A 19,443-nucleotide genomic window follows, 5' to 3' on the forward strand; every position below is an offset into this window, starting at 1 on the left:
GGGGTGGGCTGGTGGGTGGGCTGGTGGGTGGGTTCAGTCTTGGTACTCGGGGCTGGACCCTTGAGTAGATGGATTTCGTCATGGTCTTAGGGGCTGTGGATTCTGTGGACAACCGGTGTCGTCGCAGGTCAGTGGGCCTCCAGCCCTGTGTATGCCGCGTGGACGAGTCCTCGGACAAGCTGAGGCTGCCTGTGGACGGGGATCCGTCGCCCACAGGGTCTCCCCACGGCATACCCACTCGTCCCCAGGTGACGGGCCCGTCGTGCACGCCTTGTCCACGGGTTGTCCACAGCTGTGGGCGAAATCAGCCGATCGGCCGATGGCGGTGAGGCTCGTAGACATACCCACAGAGTTGTCCACAGGCTGTGGACGGGCCGCTCAAGCGGGCGAGGGGTCGTCCGGCGCTCGTGGGCGCAGGTGACGAGAGGGTGAACACGCAGGCACAGCTGTGGACAAAGGTGTGGAGAAGGCACCCTCAGCGCGACTGCTGCTTGATCCGGTTGGTGAGCTCGGTGACCTGGTTGTAGATCGCGCGGCGCTCGGCCATCAGCTGGCGGATCTTCTTGTCGGCGTGCATGACCGTGGTGTGGTCTCGGCCGCCGAACTGCTGGCCGATCTTGGGCAGCGACAGGTCGGTGAGCTCGCGGCACAGGTACATCGCGATCTGGCGCGCCGTGACGAGCACCCGAGAGCGGGACGACCCACAGAGGTCCTCGATGGTCAGCCCGAAGTAGGCGGCGGTCTGGGCCATGATCGTCGCGCTGGTGATCTGCGAGCCCTGCTCGTTGGGGATGAGGTCCTTGAGGACGATCTCGGCCAGGCCCATGTCGACCGACTGGCGGTTGAGGCTGGCGAAGGCGGTGACCCGGATCAGCGCGCCCTCGAGCTCGCGGATGTTGGTGGAGATCCGCGAGGCGATGAACTCGAGCACCTCGTCGGGGGCGCTCATCTTCTCCTGGATGGCCTTCTTGCGAAGGATGGCGATGCGGGTCTCGAGGTCGGGGGGCTGGACGTCGGTGAGCAGGCCCCATTCGAACCGGCTGCGCATCCGCTCCTCGAAGCCGGACAGCAGCTTGGGCGGCAGGTCGCTGGTGATGACGACCTGCTTGTTGGCGTTGTGCAGGGTGTTGAAGGTGTGGAAAAACTCCTCCTGGGTCTGCACCTTGCCCTGCAAGAACTGGATGTCGTCGATGAGCAGGACGTCGACGTCGCGGTAGCGACGCTGGAAGTTGGACGCCTTGTCGTCACGGATGCTGTTGATGAAGTCGTTGGTGAACTCCTCGGAGTTCACGTACCGCACCTTGACGTGGGGGTACAGGTTGCGGGCGTAGTGCCCGATCGCGTGCAGCAGGTGCGTCTTGCCGAGCCCGGACTCGCCGTAGACAAAGAGCGGGTTGTACGCCTTCGCCGGCGCCTCGGCCACTGCGACGGCGGCCGCGTGCGCGAACCGGTTGCTGGCCCCGATGACGAACGTGTCGAAGGTGTACTTCGGGTTGAGCCGGGTCGCCGACTCATCGGTGATGCTGGGGACCTCGTCACGCGGCCGACGCTGCGTCTCGGCGTGCCGGGCCATCGGGTACACGTTGTCGGGCTGGGCCGGCGCGGTGCTCAGGCCGCTCAGGCCGGGGCCGCCCTGATGACCGCTCGGAGCGCCCGTGCCGCTTGGCCCGCCGGACCCCTCGTCGAGACCGTCGGTGTCCTGGTCGAGGTGGCCCTCCTCGAGGGAGAGGTCGACCGTCACCGCCAGGTGCACGGTGGTGCCGAGCTGCGAGGACAGGGCGTGGGTGACCTCGTCGCGCACCCGGGTCTCGACGACGTCCTTGGTGTAGTCGTTGGGGACCTTGATCAGGGCGGTTCCGTCGAGCAGTCCCGAGAACCGAGCGAGCGTCAGGAAGGCGCGCTCCCGTGCTGGCAGGCCATCGGCGTCGAGAGTGGAGATCGTGTTCTGCCAGATCTGAGCGAAGTCCAGATCTGCATCACTCACGGGTCCCACATCCCTTTCGACGGTGGTGGTTGTTGCTGCCCTGTCTCCGGGTCATGGTGCCTTGTCCACACACTTATCCACAACCTGTGGGTGAATCGAGGGACGAGGACGGACGCTAACAACTGTGGCGTGTCAGCGGCAACCCGAATGCCGAAAATTGGGTCCCCGATTCCCGGATTCTGGCAACACCCCCGGCGTGTCCCGAGATGAGGATAGCGTGGCGAGTGCTAATGGACCTCAGTATGCGGGGCGGGTCAGCTGGTTTGACCCTGCGCCTCGCGCTCGCGTACCGTGGAGGCGGCCTGTCGGCCGTTTTCGCATGCCCGTGATCCCGGTGAGGACTCCTGTCCCTGCTCCGCGGGCTTCCGATTGCGGCCGAGACGCCCTGCAGGCGCTCTGCAGTCGCCCACCAAGCACCACTCAGGCCGCGGGCCTGACCAGTTACGGAGAACAACGTGAGCAAGCGTACTTTCCAGCCGAACAACCGTCGTCGGGCCAAGGTCCACGGCTTCCGCCTGCGCATGCGCACCCGCGCCGGCCGGGCGATCCTCTCGGCTCGTCGCCGCAAGGGCCGCTCCGAGCTGTCCGCCTGAGGCTCCTTCCGTGCTGCCCGCTGGGCACCGGCTGCGGCACCGCGCAGACTTCTCGGCAGCCGTGCGTGGCAGCGCAGGAGCCGCGGGTGGACCGAGCGGGGTACGCCTCGGCTCCAAGTTGATCGTGGTCCACGCCAACACGACCGACGCGCGTGCGGGTCATCCGCCGCGGGTCGGTTTTGTTGTCTCCAAGGCCGTCGGTGGCGCCGTGGTCCGCAACCGCACCAAGCGCCGGCTCCGGGCCCTCATGGCGGCCCGGATCGACCGGATCCCGCTTGGCGTCGACGTCGTGGTCCGCGCGAATCCCGTTGCCGCACAAGCGAGTTCGTCCGAGTTGGCTGTTGACCTCGACAGTCTGCTCGGCAAGGCGACGGCCCGACTCGCGGCGCGGCTGGCTGAGCCAGCGGCCGCCCGACCCGACGGGCGCCGGTCGTGACCGTCGTGCGCCGGGTCCTGGCCGCACCGCTCATCGGGCTGATCGTGTTCTACCAGCGGGTGATCTCGCCGCTCACGCCGCCGACCTGCCGGTACTACCCCTCCTGCTCCGCGTACGCCCTGACGGCGATCCGTCGGTTCGGCCCCTTCAAGGGAACCTGGTTGGCCGTCAAACGGTTGGTCAGGTGCCACCCCTGGACACCCGGGGGTGTCGACCACGTGCCCGCCGCGCCGGGTTCCGTGCCCGGGTCGACCAGTTCCACCGCACCACCTCCGCACGCCGCGCACTAGCGGCGGGGCACCACACCTGCCGGCCGCACGGCATACCCGCTGCGCAACCGGAACCACCGGTGGGACGTCACCTCGACGGCCCACCACCAGATTGAGGACGAGATGCAGTTCTACACATCGCTGATCTACCCGTTCGAATGGATCGTCTCGTGGATCCTCTACGGGTGGCACACCCTCTTCACCGCCATCGGCATCCCGTCCGCGTCGGGGGTGGCGTGGGTGCTGTCCATCGTCGGCCTCGTCGTGGTGATGCGGGCGGCCATGATCCCGCTGTTCGTGCGCCAGATCCACGCCTCGCGGCGGATGCAGCTCATCCAGCCCGAGATGCAGAAGATCCAGGCGAAGTACAAGGGCAAGAGCGACCCTGAGTCCCGTCAGGCCATGACGCAGGAGACCATGGACCTGTACAAGCGGACCGGGACCAACCCGTTCAGCTCCTGCCTGCCGATCCTGCTGCAGTCACCGTTCTTCTTCGGCCTGTTCCGCGTGCTCAACGGCCTCAAGGACATCGGCGCCGGCAAGGCCAAGCCGATCGGGCCGATCAGCCAGAACCTGGCCGCCCAGGCTGAGACCTCGACGCTTGTTCGGCGCCCAGCTGTCCGAGAAGTTCGTCCACGCCCCCACCCTCACGGTGCAGATCATCACCGTCGTGCTGATCCTGCTCATGTCCGCGAGCACGTTCACCACCCAGCGCCAGCTGATGATGAAGAACATGCCGGCGTCGGCGCTGGACAACCCGTTCGCCAAGCAGCAGAAGATGCTGCTCTACCTGATGCCGCTTGTTCTTCGCCATCTCCGGGATCAACTTCCCCATCGGCGTCCTGCTCTACTGGCTGACGACCAACGTGTGGTCGATGTGCCAGCAGTTCTACGTGATCCGCCGGATGCCGGCGCCGGGATCCCCCGCCGAGAAGGCCATGCAGGAGCGCCACGCCAAGCGCGGCAAGACGGTCAAGGAGTTCACCGTCAAGGGGCTCGACTCCGGCTCGGGCAATGGCTCGGGTGATGGTTCCGGCACGGACGGTGACGCACCGAAGCCGACCGGTGGCCAGCGCCAGCAGCCCAGCCGCAACAAGAAGCGCAAGGGCGGCGCGCCCAAGGCCGCCGGCTCCGGCGGCCCCATCAGCGAAAACAAGCCGCAGACCGACAACTGAAAGCGACCGTCATGACTGAACAGCACGACACCGTGGTGGATGACGCCGCCGAGGCGCCCACACACCAGCAGACCGAACCCACCTCGCCCGACGCCATGGACACCGACGCCATGGACACCGACGCCGTTGACCTCGAGACCGTCGCCAACGACACCGAGTACGCCGACACGGAGCACACCGACACGGACACCGGCACCGAACCCAGGGCGCCGCGACGCAAGGTGGCCGACCTCGAGCGGGAAGGTGAGGTGGCAGCCGACTTCCTCGAGACCCTGCTCGACATCGCCGACCTCGATGGAGACATCGACGTGGACGTCGACGGTGACCGCGCCGCCGTGTCCATCGTCGACTCCGAGGAGGGCCGCGTTCCGCGGCGTCTCATCGGCACCGACGGCAAGGTCCTCGAGGCGCTCCAGGAGCTCACCAGGCTCGCGGTCCAGGCGGCCACGGGTGAGCGGAGCCGGTTGATGCTCGACGTGGCCGGCCACCGTGCAGAGCGCCGCGCAGCGCTCGTGCAGATCGCCCGCCGGGCCATCGAGGATGTCAAGGCGACCGGTGAGCGCACCTCGCTGGAGCCGATGACGGCGTTCGAGCGCAAGGTCGTGCACGACGAGGTGCTCGCGGCCGGGCTGGTCTCCGAGTCGGACGGCGTCGAGCCCAAACGCTTCGTCGTGGTCCTGCCCGCATGACGACGCTTGTTTCACGTGAAACAGGGCGCATGAGCTCCCCAGAGAACCCGGCGAACGGGCGCGGAACCGGCGAGGCCGGGACCGCGCCCGTTCCCTTGTCGACCTCACCCGCCCGCGACACGCCCAGGCCGCCAGAGGCGGCGCCCTCGGCGCCGGCGCCCCCCACGCCCGCGGCGGGTGCGGTCTTTGGCGTCCACCTTGGCCGCGCGGAGCACTTTGCGGCGATCCTCGCTGACACCGGGGTGTCCCACGGGCTGATCGGCCCTCGCGAGGTGCCCATTCTCTGGGAGCGCCACCTGCTCAACTGCGCCGTGGCGCACGAGGCATTCCCCGAGGGGGCCGAGATCATCGATGTCGGCTCCGGGGCTGGGCTGCCCGGCCTGGCCCTGGCGATCGCGCGCCCCGACCTCACGCTGCACCTGGTCGAGCCGATGTTGCGTCGCACCACGTGGCTGAGCACGACGATCGGCGAGCTGGGCCTGACCAACGCCATCGTGCACCGCGGCCGGGCGGAGGAGTTCCACGGTGAGCTGTCGACGGCATACGCGACGGCTCGGGCGGTCGCGCGCATCGACAAGCTGGCGCGGTGGGTGTTCCCGCTGCTCGCGGAGAACGGGACCCTGGTGGCGCTCAAGGGCAGCCAGGCAGCCGAGGAGCTGGCCGCCACCGAGAAGGCGCTCCGGACCTTGGGGATGCACGCCGCCCGCATCGGCACGTATGGCGCGGACCTGCTCGAGGTGCCCACGGTGACCCTCGAGCTCACGGTGGGCGCGCGGGGAACGGGTGCTGCCCGCAGCGGCCGGCGCGCCGGGACGGGTCGGCCCCGCCCGTCCCGCAGCACGTGAACCGCCCGCTCGCCTCGGTGGCGCCTCCCGCGTTGGAGGACCAGCTCGCCGTAGGGTTGGATGATGCTCATGGCCCCCCAGGTGACCGCGTGACCACGACCGCTCTCCAGCTCGAGCGTGGGCTGGGCTGGCCGCACCTTCCGGGTGGTCCGAGCGCACCCATCGGATGGCCGCTGCCCGACGGAACGACAGTTGCTGCCGCGACGGATGCCGCCGTGGCCGACGTGGTTTCACGTGAAACCGAGGGTGAGGGGGCCGCTGCCGCCGTTTCACGTGAAACGCCGGCGGGGGACCTGCCGTCTGTGGTGACATCGGAGGCCGCTGAGGACGCCTTGGCGCAGGTTGTTTCACGTGAAACGAAGGAGCGCGAAGAGTTGGCTTCATCGCTGCCGACCGGTGACCACCAGACGCCGTTGGCTCAAGCGGTCGCCGAGGACGCTCGCAAGCGGATCGCGCTCACCGGTCGAGTCTTTCCGAAGCCGGCCCAGCCGCGGATCCTGACGGTGGCCAACCAGAAGGGTGGGGTGGGCAAGACGACGACGACGGTCAACGTCGCTGCCGCCCTGGCCCAGGCGGGGCTGACGGTGCTCGTGATCGACATCGACCCGCAGGGAAATGCCAGCACCGCACTGGGCATCGAGCACCACGCCGAGGTCATCAGCATCTACGACGTCCTCGTCGACGGCGTGGCGATCGCGGACGTCGTGCAGGAGTGCCCGGACATCCCGGGGTTGTGGTGTGCTCCGGCCACCATCGACCTCGCCGGAGCGGAGATCGAGCTCGTCTCGCTCGTCGCCCGCGAGACGCGGCTCCAGAAGGCCATCACGGCATACTTCGCTGGGGCAGCCGAGCACGGCAAGCCGACCCCTGACTACGTGCTCATCGACTGCCCGCCCAGTCTCGGGTTGCTCACCGTGAACGCCTTCGTCGCCGCGCAGGAGGTCTTCATCCCGATCCAGTGCGAGTACTACGCGCTGGAGGGCCTCTCACAGCTCCTCAAGAACATCGAGCTGATCCGCAGCCACCTCAACCCGACTTTGCACGTGTCGACGATCCTGTTGACGATGTACGACGGCCGAACCCGGCTGTCGGCCCAGGTCGCCGACGAGGTGCGCACGCACTTCCCGGACCAGGTGCTGCGCAACACCGTTCCCCGGTCCGTGCGCATCTCCGAGGCACCCAGCCACGGCCAGACCGTCCTGACCTACGACCCGAACTCCAGTGGCGCCCTCTCCTACCTCGGGGCCGCTGCCGAACTCGCCGATCGTGGCGCCACCAGCGCTCCCGCGCAGAACTGAGAAGGAAGACTTCATGAGTGAGAAGCGTCGCGCCCTGGGGAGAGGCTTGGGAGCCCTGATCCCCAACGCGCCCACCTCGCCGACCTCCAGCCGACCGGTGGACGTGTTCTTCCGCGACCAGCAGCCGGGCGAGAACGGCAGTGGCAGCCACGAGCCGGCGCCCCAGCCGCCAACCCCTAACGGGGCACCCGAGGCACCGATGAGCGAGGCGCCCGACGCGGTCGGGGCCGCTGATGAGGTCCTTGACAGCGCCCAGGATGAGCCTCAGGAGCAGCCTGGAGACTCCGCGGCCGAGCTCGCGCCGGTGCCCGGTGCGTCCTACGGTGACCTGCCCATCGGCTCGATCCGCCCGAACCCCCGCCAGCCGCGCAGGGTGTTCGACGAGGACGACATGGCCGAGCTCGTGCACTCGATCCGCGAGATCGGGGTGCTCCAGCCGATCGTCGTTCGACCCATTCCCCCAGGTCAGGACGGTGCCGAGGACGGTGTCGTCTATGAGCTCATCATGGGCGAGCGGCGCTGGCGTGCATCACAGGCGGCCGGGAAAGAGACCGTCCCGGCGATCGTCAAGGAGACCGACGACGACGACCTGCTCCGGGACGCGCTGCTGGAGAACCTCCACCGCAGCCAGCTCAACGCCCTCGAGGAAGCCGCGGCCTACCAGCAGCTGCTCGAGGACTTCGGTTGCACGCACGACGAACTGGCCAGTCGTATCGGCCGGTCCCGACCGCAGATCTCCAACACGATCCGGCTGCTCAAGCTGCCCCCGCTCGTGGCCCGTCGGGTGGCCGCGGGAGTGCTCTCGGCTGGCCACGCCCGCGCCCTGCTGGCACTCGATGACGGGGCGGCGATGGAGCGCCTCGCCCAGCGGATCGTCGCCGAGGGGCTCAGCGTCCGCAACGTCGAGGAGATCGTGACGCTCGGCGGCGACCAGGAGAAGACCAAGCCACGCCGCCCGCGCGCAGGCGGGCGTCACCCCCAGCTCGACGACCTCGCGTCGCGACTGTCAGACCGGTTCGACACCCGCGTGAACATCGCGCTGGGTCAGCGCAAGGGCAAGCTCACTGTGGAGTTCGCCTCGGTCGAGGACCTCCACCGCATCGTCGACCTGCTCGGGGTCAACCCTCGCGGCTGACCACTGCATCCGTTTGAAAGATGACGAAACCCGTTGCGTTGCAACGGGTTTCGTCATCTCGAGAAGTATGCCGTGGGCTGCGTGAGGTCCTCAGCCGTGGGCCGCGAGGAAGGCGCGCAGGTCACCCAGGCGCAGGACGCCGGTGGTGGCGGTGTCGTCGTCACCGAGGTAGAGGCGCTGCAGGCTGACCAGGACGGCCTCGGCGACGGTGTCGCGGAACGCCGGATCGGCGAGACGGGCGGCATCCTCGGGGTGGGAGAGGTAGCCGGCTTCGACGCGTACTGCCGGCATCCTCGTCTGCTGCAGCAGCGTCCACGAACGACCGTGCGAGCGGCAGTTGGCCAGGCCCGTGCGCGCGACGACCTCACGCAACAGCAGGTCGGCGAAGTGCTCACCGACCGCGGACCAGGTCGTGGCACGGTCCCGGCCGAAGAAGAACGTCGCCACCCCGCTCGCATCGCCGGCATCGTGGGAGTCGCAGTGCAGGGAGATGACCAGGTCGGCACCGGCGGCGTTGGCCAGTGCGGCGCGCTCGTCCTCGGTGGGGCAGGTCGAGTCGGTCCGGGTGTAGATCACCGAGACGCCGATGGCGGTGAGGCGTCCCTCGATCCGGCGGGCGAGGTCCATGACGACCTGGGACTCGACCAGGCCGTGGGCGCTGGCCCCGGTGTTGGAGCCACCGTGCCCGGGGTCGAGCACGATGGTCCGGCCGCTCAGGCTGTGACCGGAGCGACGGATCAGCTCACGCTCACGCAGGATGGTCGCCGAGCCACCCGACACCGATCGCCGCAGGTCCTCGAAGGCGCGCAGGGTCTCCGGGCCCACTGACCCGTCGCCGGGGAGGCCGTAGGAGCGCTGGAAGGACCGGACTGCCCGCTCGGTCTCGGGTCCGAACCGGCCATCGACCCGACCAGCCGCGAAGCCGAGGGTGTTGAGGCGCTCCTGGAGGGCGACGACGTCCTCACCGCGCTGCAGGTGGCCGGGGGTGTGCATGAGGATGCGGTCGCCGAGCGACCAGCGCGCGCCGTCGATGGCGGCGAAGGTCTCGACCCCGACCACCCCGTCGACGATGAGGCCCTTGTGCTGCTGGAACGCTCGAACCGCCCGCTCGAGGACCTCGTCGAACACCTCGACCGCCACCGCGGGGTCGGTGAGACCCGCGCCTTCGGGCAGCTGGTCCGCGGGCAGCGATGCGAGCCGCGCACGGACGTCGGCTACTGCGGGGCCACGGCTGCCCAGGCCCAGGAGACCGTACTTGCTGTCGGACATCGGGCCTCCTTCGCGTGCGCCGAGTTCTGGTGTTTACGCAGGTCAACCGGGGTGCCGTCGGGTTTCGGTGCACTTCCCGGAGACGTCGAGCCTAGGTCAGATTGCCCCGGGGACCAACCGGAGAGGTCCACCGGGGCCGGGCACGGGGCGGGGCACCGGGCCACCGCCGGCCCACAACCAGGCCGGTGGGAGCACCGGGGCCGCCGACACGACACTGCCGGCCGGACTCCCATCGGAGCCGGCCGGCAGGGCGGACGGGCTCAGTTGAGGTAGTCGGCCAGCTCGCGGACGAGCTTCGGCTTGGGCATCGCCCCGACGAGGGTCTTGACGACCTCGCCGCCGACGTAGACGTTGAGCGTCGGGATGCCGGTGATGCCGTATCGGCTGCTCACCGCGAGGTTCTCGTCGGTGTTGAGCTTGACGATGTCGATCTTGTCGGCGTGCGCGATGGCCAGCTCCTCGAGGACCGGGGCGACGGCGCGACACGGGCCGCACCAGGGCGCCCAGAAGTCCACCAGGACCGGCTTGTCGTTCTGGAGGACGTCGGCCTCGAAGGTGGCGTCCGTGGTGTCCTTGATGGCTCCCACTCGGGGGCTCCTTTCGGTGGTGCGGTTGGCGGGGGATCGTAGGCCGCGTGCTTGCAGGATCTCAGCACGCGGTGACAGCGGCGGGCCTCAGTGGGTGAGGGCGGGTTCGTCGATGAGGGCGGCGTCGGGAGCGGGGAGGCCAGCGTGCTCCCGGTCGGCAAGGAAGCGTTCGGCGTCGAGCGCCGCGGCGCACCCGGAACCGGCCGCCGTGATGGCCTGGCGGTACGTGTGGTCCACGAGGTCACCCGCGGCGAAGACGCCGGGCAGGTTGGTGTGGGTGGTGCGCCCGTCCACGAGCACGTACCCGTCGTCGTCGAGCGCGACGACGTCCTTGACGAGCTCGTTGCGGGGATCGTGGCCGATGGCGACGAACAGGCCGGTCACCGGCAGCTCTCGGGTCTCGCCGGTGGTCGTGTCGCGCAGCGTGATGCCGGTGAGCTTGCTGTCGCCGTGGATGGCCTCGACGGCGGAGTTCCAGGCGAACCGGATCTTCTCGTTGGCCAGGGCGCGCTCGGCCATGATCTTGGACGCACGCAGCTCGTCGCGACGGTGGACGATGGTCACGGACCGGGCGAACTTGGTGAGGAAGGTTGCCTCCTCGACGGCGGAGTCGCCGCCACCCACGACCGCGATGTCCTGGTCGCGGAAGAAGAAGCCGTCACAGGTGGCGCACCACGACACCCCGTGGCCGGAGAGCCGCTTCTCGTCGGGAAGCCCGAGCTCGCGGTAGGCCGAGCCCATCGCGAGGATCACGGCATACGCGCGGTAGGTCGTGCCCTCGGCGTCGACGACCGTCTTCACGTCGCCCTCGAGCGAGACGGACTCGACGTCGTCGGTGATGATCTGTGCACCGAACCGCTCGGCCTGGGCGCGCATGTTCTCCATGAGGTCGGGGCCCATGATGCCGTCGCGGAAGCCCGGGAAGTTCTCGACCTCGGTGGTGTTCATGAGGGCGCCGCCAGCGGTGACCGCACCCTCGAACAGCAGCGGCTGAAGGTTGGCGCGCGCCGCATAGACCGCCGCGGTGTACCCAGCGGGGCCGGAGCCGATGATGATCAGGTTGCGGATCTCTTCGGAAGCGGTGGTGCTCACGCGGCTACAGCCCCTTGTGGTCGAAGCGGTGGTGCACCGCTACATACGGTGCCGATTGCTGCAACCGATCGTAGGGCCTGATTGTTCCGCCACGGGACCCGGCAGGCCGGTTGGCGCGGGGACAAACCAGGGACCGCTCAGCCGACGCGGATCGGGCCGGCCAGGACCGTGGTGGCCCCGGCGGTGCAGCCGCGTCCGACGGCATACGCCGTCTGGCCGGTGTCGCTGAGCGCGACGACCACGACAGCGGGCACCCCGTCGAAGGTGGCCAGGTCGGCCTGCATCCGGGCCGCGGGGTCGAGTCGCAGCGCGGCCAGGCACGGCGCCAGCCCCAGCGGGGTCGCCGCGGGGCCGAGGTGGGGTGACTCGGCGGACAGGGGTGCCAGCGGGGCACCCGGGTGGTCGAGGAAACCCTGGACCTGCGTCGCGAAGGCGCCCGAGGCGTATGCCGTGCCGCTGGCGTAGATGGTCACCGCCGGCGCCGGCGCCTTGGCCGAGGCGGGGCCACCCGCGGCGGAGTCGGCGACGGAGCCAGCTGACCCCGCCGAGGAGCTGTGCGTCGTGAGCGAGGCCATCCAGCTCGACCCCGTGGTGGAGAGCAGCGCGGGCACGCCGACGGCCGCCACCGCGGCCACAGCCGCAGCCAGCCCCAACCGCTGCCAGCGCGGCCGACGCCGCAGGGGAACCACGGTGGGGTCAGTGAACGGGCCGACTGGTTGGCTCGCGGACCGGCCGGACCGGGCGGACTGCTCGGCGGCGATCGAGGCGTTGATGCGCGCGACGAGGTCGGCCGGCATGGGGCCGGGGTCGGGCATGGCACCCAGCAGCGCCCGGATGCCCGTGGGGTCGTCGCGGTCGTCGGGTCCGTGCGGGGGCACGGGTGGGTTGCTCACCACAGCGACCTCCAGACGGCGGGAAACGGTGCTCGACACGTGCTGGTGCCGGCGATGTCACGGCAGAGGCGACATGGGTAGGACGTCACGGCTGCCCCGATGGTTCCCGCAGCAGCTCGGCCATGGCTTCGCGGCCCCTGCTGCAGCGCGACTTCACGGTGCCCTCGGCGACCTCGAGGACCGCGGCAGCCTCGGCTACCGACAACCCGTGCATGTCGACCAGGATCAGGGCCATCCGCTGGCCCTCGGGGAGCTGGTGGAGGGCCTGCCAGACGTCGAGGCGCACCTCGGCGCTGGCCTGCGCGTCGTGCCGGTCGGCAAGGTCGAACTCGGGCAGCTGGCCCACCGGCTTCTCCTTGCGCAGACGGTCGAGGCAGGCGTTGACGACGATGCGGTGCAGCCAGGTCGTGACCGCGGCATCACCGCGGTAGGACGAGGCCCGCCGGAAGGCCGAGATGAACGCGTCCTGGACGCAGTCGGCCGCGAGCTCGCGGTTGCCGGTCGTGCGCAGGGCCACTGCCCACATCCGGTTGCGGTGCCGGCGAAAGAGCTCGCCGAAGGCATCGGGATCGCCCTCGAGGTGCCGCCGCACCAGCTGCCGGTCGTCGAGGTCGCTCAGCGGGGAGGGTGGGGCGGAGCCTGCGGGCTCAGCGGGGTCGGCGGGGTCAGCACTGCGCACGGATGCCGGTCCTCGCGTCGCGACTCAGCGCGCCGAGACTTCGGCGAGCGTGGCGCGGAACCGGCCGCCCGGAGCCTGCGAGATCTTCGTGAACCACACGATGATGTACTGCCCCGACACCGGACCACCCGGGTGAGCCAGCGTGATCGTGCCGGCCTTGCCCGAGGAGGCACCCACCGGCTTGGCGCCATCGAGGCTGCGGTTCGGGCCGACGTAGACGGTCAGGTCGGAGGCGGTGGGCAGGATGAGCTGCACGGAGCTCACCGCGCGCACCTGGCCGAGGTCGAGCAGGACGCCGACGCCCTTCTTGAGCCCCCCGAGGTTCGGGGTGGAGTAGCCCTCGGAGCTCCAGAACGTGCTGGGGTTGCCGTCGAAGACGCGCGGCGCCTCGCCGTTGCGCTCGGCGTTGTCACCCTCCGGGTCGAACCCGGTCGCGCTGAGGATCGGGATCGGCGCGGCTCCGGGGGCCGGGGCGCTGCTCGTCTGGCCCGATGGTCGGACGGTGGTGGGGGACCCGGTCACGGTCACCGTGGGCCGGGGTGTCGTGCCGAGGTCGAGGTGGGTCCCGGACCCGATCAACGATGCGCCCCACACCCCGAGGACGGCCACGACGGCCAGGAAGCCCGCGATGATCACCAGGACCAGCTTGGACTGGTCGCGGGTCGGCGCCTCGGCGGTCTCCGGCGGAAGGAGGGGTAGCGGAGGCTCGATGGGCTCGTCGCCCTCGAGCAGGGCGTCGTCGAGGCTGATCCGGCGCTGCTCTGCGTGCTCCTGCGCAGCCTGGCGCTGCGCGCGGCGCTCGGCTGCCCGGTCAGCCGCCTTGTCCGCGGCCGCCTTGGCGAAGATGCCGACCTTCTGGGCGGCTGCGCCGGCAGCTTGCCCGGCTGCCTGGCCCGCAGTGCCGAGGGCGGAGCCCACCGAGGTGGCGGCCGCGGCGGCTGCGGCGGCGGTCGCCGCCGTCGCCGCAGGGCGGTCGGCGGACCCGGGCGCCTCAGGCGACTCCGGGGAGTCGGTGGATTCCGGTGAGTCGGGGGACGGCACGGGCAGCGTGGCGGTGGGCTCGATGGCCGGGGTGGGGCGGCTGGCGCCGGCTGCCTTCGCGGCCCCAGCGGCGCCCGCGGCGGCCCCAGCCGTGCCCACGGGGGCTCCGGCGGCGTCCGCCCCACCGGGACGTCGCGAGGCGGGCCGCAGGCCCTCCATCGGCAGGGCGATGGTCTTCTCGACGCCGCTGTCGGTGACCGGTCGCGCCCCACCCATGCCGGACACCTGGTTGGCGGACCACGGGGCGATCTGGGTGGCGAAGTCGCCCGGGGTGAGCGGGCCCTCGTCCTCGTTCAGGGTCAGTCGGCACAGCGCGTCGAGGTCGCCGGGTACGCCCGCGGCGATCTCGGAGGGCGCCGGCACGCCACCGACGACTCGCGGCGCTGCCTCGAGGCCCGCCACGGTGCCCGGGAGGGGCCACCGGCTGGTGAGGGCGGCATACGCCACCGCGACGACGCCCACGGCGTCGGTGCGCGAGGCCTGCACGGAGTCGACGTCATCGACGCCCTCGAGGGCTGCTGCGGTGGCCACCCCACGCACCTTGATGGTGCCGTCGGAGCCGCGCAGGACGGCGCTCGGGGTGAGCACGAGGTGGTGCAGGCCCCGGGCGCGGGCGGCCTCGAGACCGGTGGCGCTCTCTCCGGCGATGCGGCGGACCTCCTCGGCGGGCAGGCCACCCTGCTCGAGGATGTGGGCCAGGGTCTGGGCGTCGTGGAGGGCTTCCTCGACGAAGAAGGCGATGCCTTCGGACCGCCCGACGTCGAGGACCCGCACGAGGCGGTGGTTGTCGAGCCCGGCGACCCGGCGGGCGGCGTCGAGGACGGCGGGGGCGTGCGACTCGTGCTCCTCGAAGCAGACAACGACGACGTCGCGCTCGAGGGTCAGGTCGTGGGCGGACCAGCGCTCGGCGCGCGGCAACTGCTCCAGGCGACGCTGCACGGCATACCGACCGCCCAGCACCGTCGAAGGGCCTACCCCGTGCACACTGCCTCCTGGGAAATCGCCGCGGGAATCACCGCTGGTGCCGGCCTCATCCTAGGGTGTGGCCACTCACGACGGGCGCCGGCGGACGCGCCGCACAACTGGGTCGAGCAGCTGGCCGACCTCCTCGACCCGCATGACGTGGGCGAGGACGAGGGCCGCCACCACGAAGACGCCCCCGCCGACGACCAGCTGGGTCAGCGCCCCCGACCAGCGCGTCGCGGCGAAGCCGGCGGCCCCGAGCAGCATCAGCACGACCCAGGTCAGCGCCGCCGCGACCAGTGAGGCCACGAACAGGCGCAGGTAGGTCCGCACGCTGCTGGACAGGTCGAGCGAGCCGAGCCTTCGGCGGAGCAGCACGAACCCCACGAGGGCCGCGACGAGGTTGCTCAGGGTCTGGCCGATGCCGACGACCACCCCGGTGTGGGCGGGGTCGACGACGGCTCCGACGAGGTTGGCGAGGGTGGCCACCACCGTGACGACGACCTGCAGGTAGAACGGCGTCCTGGCGTCCTCGAACGCGTAGAACACCCGCTGGACGAGGTACAGCCACCCGAACGGCGCCAGCCCCACCATCATCGCGATCATGACCTGACCGATGGCCCGGCTCTCGACGGCCGAGTTGTCGAAGAACGCCACCCGAGCCGCCTGCGTCCCCAGCAGCACCATCGCCACCGACCCCGGCACCAGCAGCACGGCGGGCATGCGCAGCCCGCGGCTGAGGTCGGCCACCACGCCCGCGCGGTCGCCCTGGTGCGCCGCGTGCGAGAGCCGGGTGAACAGCGCCGTGACCAGCGAGACCGTGATGAGCGAGTGCGGGAGCATGAACAGCAGGAAGGCATAGCCGTATGCCGCGAGGCCGGCCCCGGACTGCCCGCGGACGTCGAGGAGGTGGCCGGCCCGCGTCATCACCTGGGACGTGACGACGTAGCCGAGCTGGCTGAGCGCCACCGCCGCGAAGGTCCAGCCGGCCACCCGGGACGCACTGCGCAGACCCACGCCGCGGAACCCCCACACCGGTCGGTACCGGAAACCGCTGGCCCGCAGGGGCAGCCACAGGGCGACGGCCTGGGCGGCCACCCCGAGAGTCGAGGTCCCGGCCAGCACCCAGACCATCTGGGGCGTCCAGCCGCTCACGGGCACCTTGCTGGAGAAGCTGGCCTGGAACCACAACAGCCCGGCGATGGCCACGATGTTGGCCAGGGCCGGCGCCCACATGTAGGCCGCGAACTGGCCGCGGGCGTTGAGGACCTGGCCGAAGAGCGTGTAGAGCCCGTAGAACAGGACCTGGGGCAGGCAGATGAAGGCGAACGCCGTCGCGAGCCCCAGGGCGTGGGAGTCCCAGCCGTGCGTGGCGAAGATCCGCACGAGCAGCGGTGACGCGAGGGTCGCCACCACGGTGGCCGCGACGAGGATCGTCAGCGAGAGGGTGAGCAGGCGGTTGACGAACCGGTGGCCGCCGTCGTCGTGGCTGGCCGCCTTGGTGATCTGCGGGACGAGGACGGCGTTGAGCACGCCACCGGCAAGCAGCAGGTAGAACTGGTTCGGCAGGGTGTTGGCCACCTGGAACGCGTCGGCGGAGAGCCCGATGCCAAGCGTGCCGCCGAGCAGCGCCGCCCTGGCGAAGCCCAGCACCCGGGAGACCACCGTGCCGGCGGCCATGACCGCGCTGGACCGGGCGAGGCTCGCCTCGGAGCTGCGGGCGCCGGCAGACCTTGCTGAGCCGGGTGCGCCTGAGGAGCTCGGGGAGCTAGGTGAGCCAGGTGAGCCAGGTGAGCCAGGTGCGCCTGAGGAGTCGGTCATGGGCGAGCCTTCCGGGGCAGGGGCTCTGCCGGTCGGGAGCGGGGGCGTCGGGTGAACGAGCGGACGATGCCGAGCACCAGGATGATCCCGGCGAGGCCGCCGAGCACCCAGTAGACCCAGTCGCCCGTCGGGGTCACCCGAACCTGCACGTCGGCACCCTGCCCGATGACCGTGCCGTCAGGAGTGGTCAGGGTGGTGCGCAGCGGGACCACGCCGGCGGCGAGGGCCGTGACCCCGACGTTGACCGTGGCCTTGCTGTTGGCCCCGATCCGCACCACGGGGGGCTGGCTGTCGATGCGCAGTCGCGGGTTGGACGCCTCGACCGTGAGCTTGACGTCGCGGACCGGCACGTCGAGGCCGTTGGTCACGGTGATCTGGAGCCGGCCGGTGTCGGCGAGGAAGTTGATGGTGCTGGCGGAGACCTTGACCGCGGTGGTCGTCTGCTGGGCGGCGGCGAGGATCCGCCCGTTGACGGTGTTCCAGGCGACGGGCGAGGAGCGCCAGCGGGTCGAGGCCAGCTGTTCGGCGGACCGGGCCCAGACCCGGGCGAAGCGGGCTCCGTCCTCGCGGACCTGGGCGACCCCTCGCACCGTGCGCAGCGTCTGTTCGAGGCCGGACATCCGGGCCGGGGTCAGGATGGCCGGGCTGGCCGCGAGCTGCGGGTTCGCCGGCTTGGTCACGGGCGCCGCCGCGCTCGGCACCGCCGTGCGCGCGGACGCGAGCTCGGCGTTCGTCGTCGTGGGGACGAGCCAGGGGACGCTCGCCGCGGCGGCGAAGAAGGCCTTCGCGGTGTCCGGGTCGGGGTTGAACGTCCGGGGCGCGGCCACCAGCAGGGTCCGGCCCTGGGTGCCGGGGAGCTCGTTGAGGATGGCCGCCGACTCCGCGATGAACTGCTGGGCACTCAGGGCGCCCTCGGACGGGGACGTGGTGCGGGTCAGCAGCGCGCTGAGCCCGTCGTCGTAGGCGAGCAGCGGCAGTCCGCTGGTGCTGCGCTGGGCGGCACCGGGCGTGGCACCGACGCCCCCCGAGCGGCTCGACGCGGGCGTCACCTGTCCGGCGAGCGGTGGGGTGCGGTACAACGCCCGCAGGCCGGCCTCGGTGCTCGTCGTGGATCCGCCGTCGGCGGGCCAGGCCACGTCCGCGCGGCCGCCGAGCGCGTCGGCCACGGTCGCGGCCCGGCCGATCAGCGTCGCCATGAGCGACTGGCCTTCGCCGGACCCGGTCAGCGTCCCCACGTCGGCATCGGTGTCGGGAAGCACCCAGGGTGTATGCCGTGCGGCACCCGTGGTGATCCGCGCCTCCGTCGTGGCCCGCAGCACGGACTCCTGGGTCGTCGTGGGCACGGTGTCGACCGAGGCGGGCAGCAGCGAGGGCGTCAGCGTCGGGTCGACCGCCCAGGTCACGGGCGCGTCCGACGTCGCGTCGAGCACCCGGCTGAGACGTGACTGTGGCCCGAGGGCCTGGGCCCAGGCGACCTCGCGGTCGGGGCCGTCCTGCGCGAAGAGGTTCGGGTCGGGGTCGAGGGTCAACGGGGCGGCCCAGGCGATCGACATCGGTTGGTACTGCTTGAGCCGCTGGTACCCGACGAAGGTGCGCAGGCTCGTGCCGCCCGTCTCGATGCTGAGCGGCAGGGCTCCGTAGGTCGAGGGGCCCCGCCCAGCCAGACCAGCCACGGTGATCTTGAACGGCGCCGAGGCGCCGGGGGTCAGGGCGGACGACAGGGCGGTGCGACCGACCTCGGCGCCCTCGGCCGGCCCGGTGGCCGTGGCCCACTCGCGCACCTCGTCGCGGTTGAGGTTCACCTCGCGCGCGACCAGGCGGATCACCGGCTTGGGCAGGGCGGTGGCCGTGGCGTTGTGGATGACCCCCGAGATCACGAGCTTGGTGCCGGGGAGCACCACGGCGGGGCTCACCGACGCGAGCTCCAAGGTCACGCCCGACGTCACCGCGGGGGTCGTCGCGGGCAGGGCGCCGGGGGGTCCGCGGGCAGGTGCTCGGGCAGCGCCGGAACGGCGAACGCCGTCGTCGCGAGCAGCGGCACGCTGAGCAGCGCCGACGTGACCACGCGGCAGACAACGGGAAGGCGCATCAGCCGTCCCCGTGGAGGCGCGCCCACGCCTGCCGCGCGATGCGTCGTTCGTTGGGGAAGGTGAGGTGCTCGTGCGCCTCGCGCAGCGGCAGCCACGCCACGTCGACCGCCTCGTGGTCGGGGTCGTTGTCGATGGTCAGGTGGCCGCCGGTGGCCTCGAGGAGGTAGTGGTGCACGTACTTGTGGATGCGCCGGTCGCTGGTCGCGAACCAGTAGTCGATGGTGCCGAGCTCGGTCAGCACCCGGCCCTCGATGCCGGTCTCCTCGGCGACCTCGCGGGCCGCGGTCTGCTGGAGCGTCTCGCCGAGCTCCATGTGTCCCTTGGGCAGGCACCACTCGATGCGGCCGGCCCGGTTGCGGCGCGCGATGACCGCGATCCGCGCCTCGCCGTCGTGCACGTCGACGACGATTCCCCCTGCGGAGCGCTCCTCCACCGCGGGCAGGCGCCGGGCGAGCCGCTCCGGGTCGCGTGCAGGGGAGGTCACCCCGCCACTCTAACGACGCCCTACCCTTGACCCTCATGTCCACCGCCGATCCCCGCGAGCCGCAGCGCGCCCTGCTGCAGCGCGCCGTCGCCCAGCTGGC

General features: G+C 71.0%; 20 protein-coding genes. 9 read left to right on the forward strand and 11 right to left on the reverse strand.

Annotation, left to right across the window (positions count from 1 at the left end; genetic code table 11):
- Window positions 1-475: 475 nt before the first annotated feature.
- A complete protein-coding gene (dnaA, locus tag GKE56_RS13015) occupies window positions 476-1,984 on the reverse strand; it encodes a chromosomal replication initiator protein DnaA (protein ID WP_154684896.1) in 1,509 nt (502 codons plus the stop codon).
- Window positions 1,985-2,439: 455 nt separating this feature from the next.
- On the opposite strand from dnaA, the gene rpmH reads away from it, so the two are divergent.
- The 9 genes from rpmH to GKE56_RS13055 all read left to right on the forward strand — a co-directional run bounded on the left by rpmH (window position 2,440) and on the right by GKE56_RS13055 (window position 8,424).
- Entirely contained in the window at window positions 2,440-2,577 is a 138-nt protein-coding gene (rpmH, locus tag GKE56_RS13020) for a 50S ribosomal protein L34 (RefSeq protein WP_098483823.1), read from the forward strand.
- 10 nt (window positions 2,578-2,587) lie between these two features.
- Window positions 2,588-3,013 (forward strand): ribonuclease P protein component, encoded by a 426-nt coding sequence (rnpA, locus tag GKE56_RS13025; RefSeq protein WP_154684897.1) that lies wholly within the window; start codon window positions 2,588-2,590, stop codon window positions 3,011-3,013.
- Window positions 3,010-3,303, forward strand: a complete 294-nt coding sequence (gene yidD, locus GKE56_RS13030) for a membrane protein insertion efficiency factor YidD (protein ID WP_154684898.1) — start codon at window positions 3,010-3,012, stop codon at window positions 3,301-3,303. The genes rnpA and yidD overlap by 4 nt, the downstream gene beginning before the upstream one ends.
- Before the next feature lie 102 nt (window positions 3,304-3,405).
- Window positions 3,406-4,140: a membrane protein insertase YidC gene (yidC, locus tag GKE56_RS13035; protein ID WP_370518398.1), complete on the forward strand. Its 735-nt coding sequence runs from the start codon at window positions 3,406-3,408 to the stop codon at window positions 4,138-4,140.
- Window positions 4,083-4,457 (forward strand): hypothetical protein, encoded by a 375-nt coding sequence (locus GKE56_RS18335; protein WP_370518399.1) that lies wholly within the window; start codon window positions 4,083-4,085, stop codon window positions 4,455-4,457. The genes yidC and GKE56_RS18335 overlap by 58 nt, the downstream gene beginning before the upstream one ends.
- Before the next feature lie 11 nt (window positions 4,458-4,468).
- A complete protein-coding gene (locus GKE56_RS13040) occupies window positions 4,469-5,146 on the forward strand; it encodes a protein jag (RefSeq protein WP_370518400.1) in 678 nt (225 codons plus the stop codon).
- Between the two features lie 29 nt (window positions 5,147-5,175).
- A complete protein-coding gene (gene rsmG / locus GKE56_RS13045) occupies window positions 5,176-5,991 on the forward strand; it encodes a 16S rRNA (guanine(527)-N(7))-methyltransferase RsmG (RefSeq protein ID WP_154684899.1) in 816 nt (271 codons plus the stop codon).
- A gap of 374 nt (window positions 5,992-6,365) precedes the next feature.
- Window positions 6,366-7,289: a ParA family protein gene (locus tag GKE56_RS13050; protein ID WP_370518401.1), complete on the forward strand. Its 924-nt coding sequence runs from the start codon at window positions 6,366-6,368 to the stop codon at window positions 7,287-7,289.
- Window positions 7,290-7,302: 13 nt separating this feature from the next.
- Window positions 7,303-8,424, forward strand: coding sequence for a ParB/RepB/Spo0J family partition protein (locus GKE56_RS13055; protein ID WP_154684900.1), 1,122 nt, complete (start codon window positions 7,303-7,305; stop codon window positions 8,422-8,424).
- A 90-nt stretch (window positions 8,425-8,514) separates the two neighbouring features.
- On the opposite strand, the gene GKE56_RS13060 is transcribed toward GKE56_RS13055, so the two are convergent.
- From GKE56_RS13060 to GKE56_RS13105, 10 genes are all read right to left on the reverse strand, one after another.
- On the reverse strand, window positions 8,515-9,693 hold the full coding sequence (locus tag GKE56_RS13060; protein WP_154684901.1) for an N-acetylmuramoyl-L-alanine amidase: 1,179 nt from the start codon (window positions 9,691-9,693) through the stop codon (window positions 8,515-8,517).
- Window positions 9,694-9,953: 260 nt separating this feature from the next.
- Window positions 9,954-10,280, reverse strand: coding sequence for a thioredoxin (gene trxA, locus GKE56_RS13065; RefSeq protein WP_056916091.1), 327 nt, complete (start codon window positions 10,278-10,280; stop codon window positions 9,954-9,956).
- An 87-nt stretch (window positions 10,281-10,367) separates the two neighbouring features.
- The gene (gene trxB, locus GKE56_RS13070; protein WP_154684902.1) at window positions 10,368-11,372 is read right to left on the reverse strand and encodes a thioredoxin-disulfide reductase; all 1,005 of its coding nucleotides are present in this window, start codon (window positions 11,370-11,372) and stop codon (window positions 10,368-10,370) included.
- A 137-nt stretch (window positions 11,373-11,509) separates the two neighbouring features.
- Window positions 11,510-12,265: a hypothetical protein gene (locus tag GKE56_RS13075; protein WP_154684903.1), complete on the reverse strand. Its 756-nt coding sequence runs from the start codon at window positions 12,263-12,265 to the stop codon at window positions 11,510-11,512.
- A gap of 85 nt (window positions 12,266-12,350) precedes the next feature.
- Entirely contained in the window at window positions 12,351-12,944 is a 594-nt protein-coding gene (gene sigM / locus GKE56_RS13080; RefSeq protein ID WP_230208963.1) for an RNA polymerase sigma factor SigM, read from the reverse strand.
- 24 nt (window positions 12,945-12,968) lie between these two features.
- On the reverse strand, window positions 12,969-14,969 hold the full coding sequence (locus tag GKE56_RS13085) for a hypothetical protein (protein WP_154684904.1): 2,001 nt from the start codon (window positions 14,967-14,969) through the stop codon (window positions 12,969-12,971).
- 66 nt (window positions 14,970-15,035) lie between these two features.
- The gene (murJ, locus tag GKE56_RS13090; protein WP_195908120.1) at window positions 15,036-16,628 is read right to left on the reverse strand and encodes a murein biosynthesis integral membrane protein MurJ; all 1,593 of its coding nucleotides are present in this window, start codon (window positions 16,626-16,628) and stop codon (window positions 15,036-15,038) included.
- Window positions 16,629-16,765: 137 nt separating this feature from the next.
- The gene (locus GKE56_RS13095) at window positions 16,766-18,715 is read right to left on the reverse strand and encodes a DUF6049 family protein (protein WP_370518402.1); all 1,950 of its coding nucleotides are present in this window, start codon (window positions 18,713-18,715) and stop codon (window positions 16,766-16,768) included.
- Complete coding sequence (locus GKE56_RS13100) at window positions 18,712-18,858, reverse strand: hypothetical protein (protein WP_154684907.1); 147 nt, start codon at window positions 18,856-18,858, stop codon at window positions 18,712-18,714. The genes GKE56_RS13095 and GKE56_RS13100 overlap by 4 nt, the downstream gene beginning before the upstream one ends.
- Window positions 18,858-19,343 carry an NUDIX hydrolase gene (locus GKE56_RS13105; RefSeq protein ID WP_154684908.1) on the reverse strand — a complete coding sequence of 162 codons (486 nt, stop codon included), beginning with the start codon at window positions 19,341-19,343 and terminating at the stop codon, window positions 18,858-18,860. The genes GKE56_RS13100 and GKE56_RS13105 overlap by 1 nt, the downstream gene beginning before the upstream one ends.
- Window positions 19,344-19,443: the final 100 nt, after the last annotated feature.

It is taken from the genome of Nostocoides sp. HKS02 (assembly GCF_009707485.1).
Taxonomy (GTDB): Bacteria; Actinomycetota; Actinomycetes; order Actinomycetales; family Dermatophilaceae; genus Pedococcus.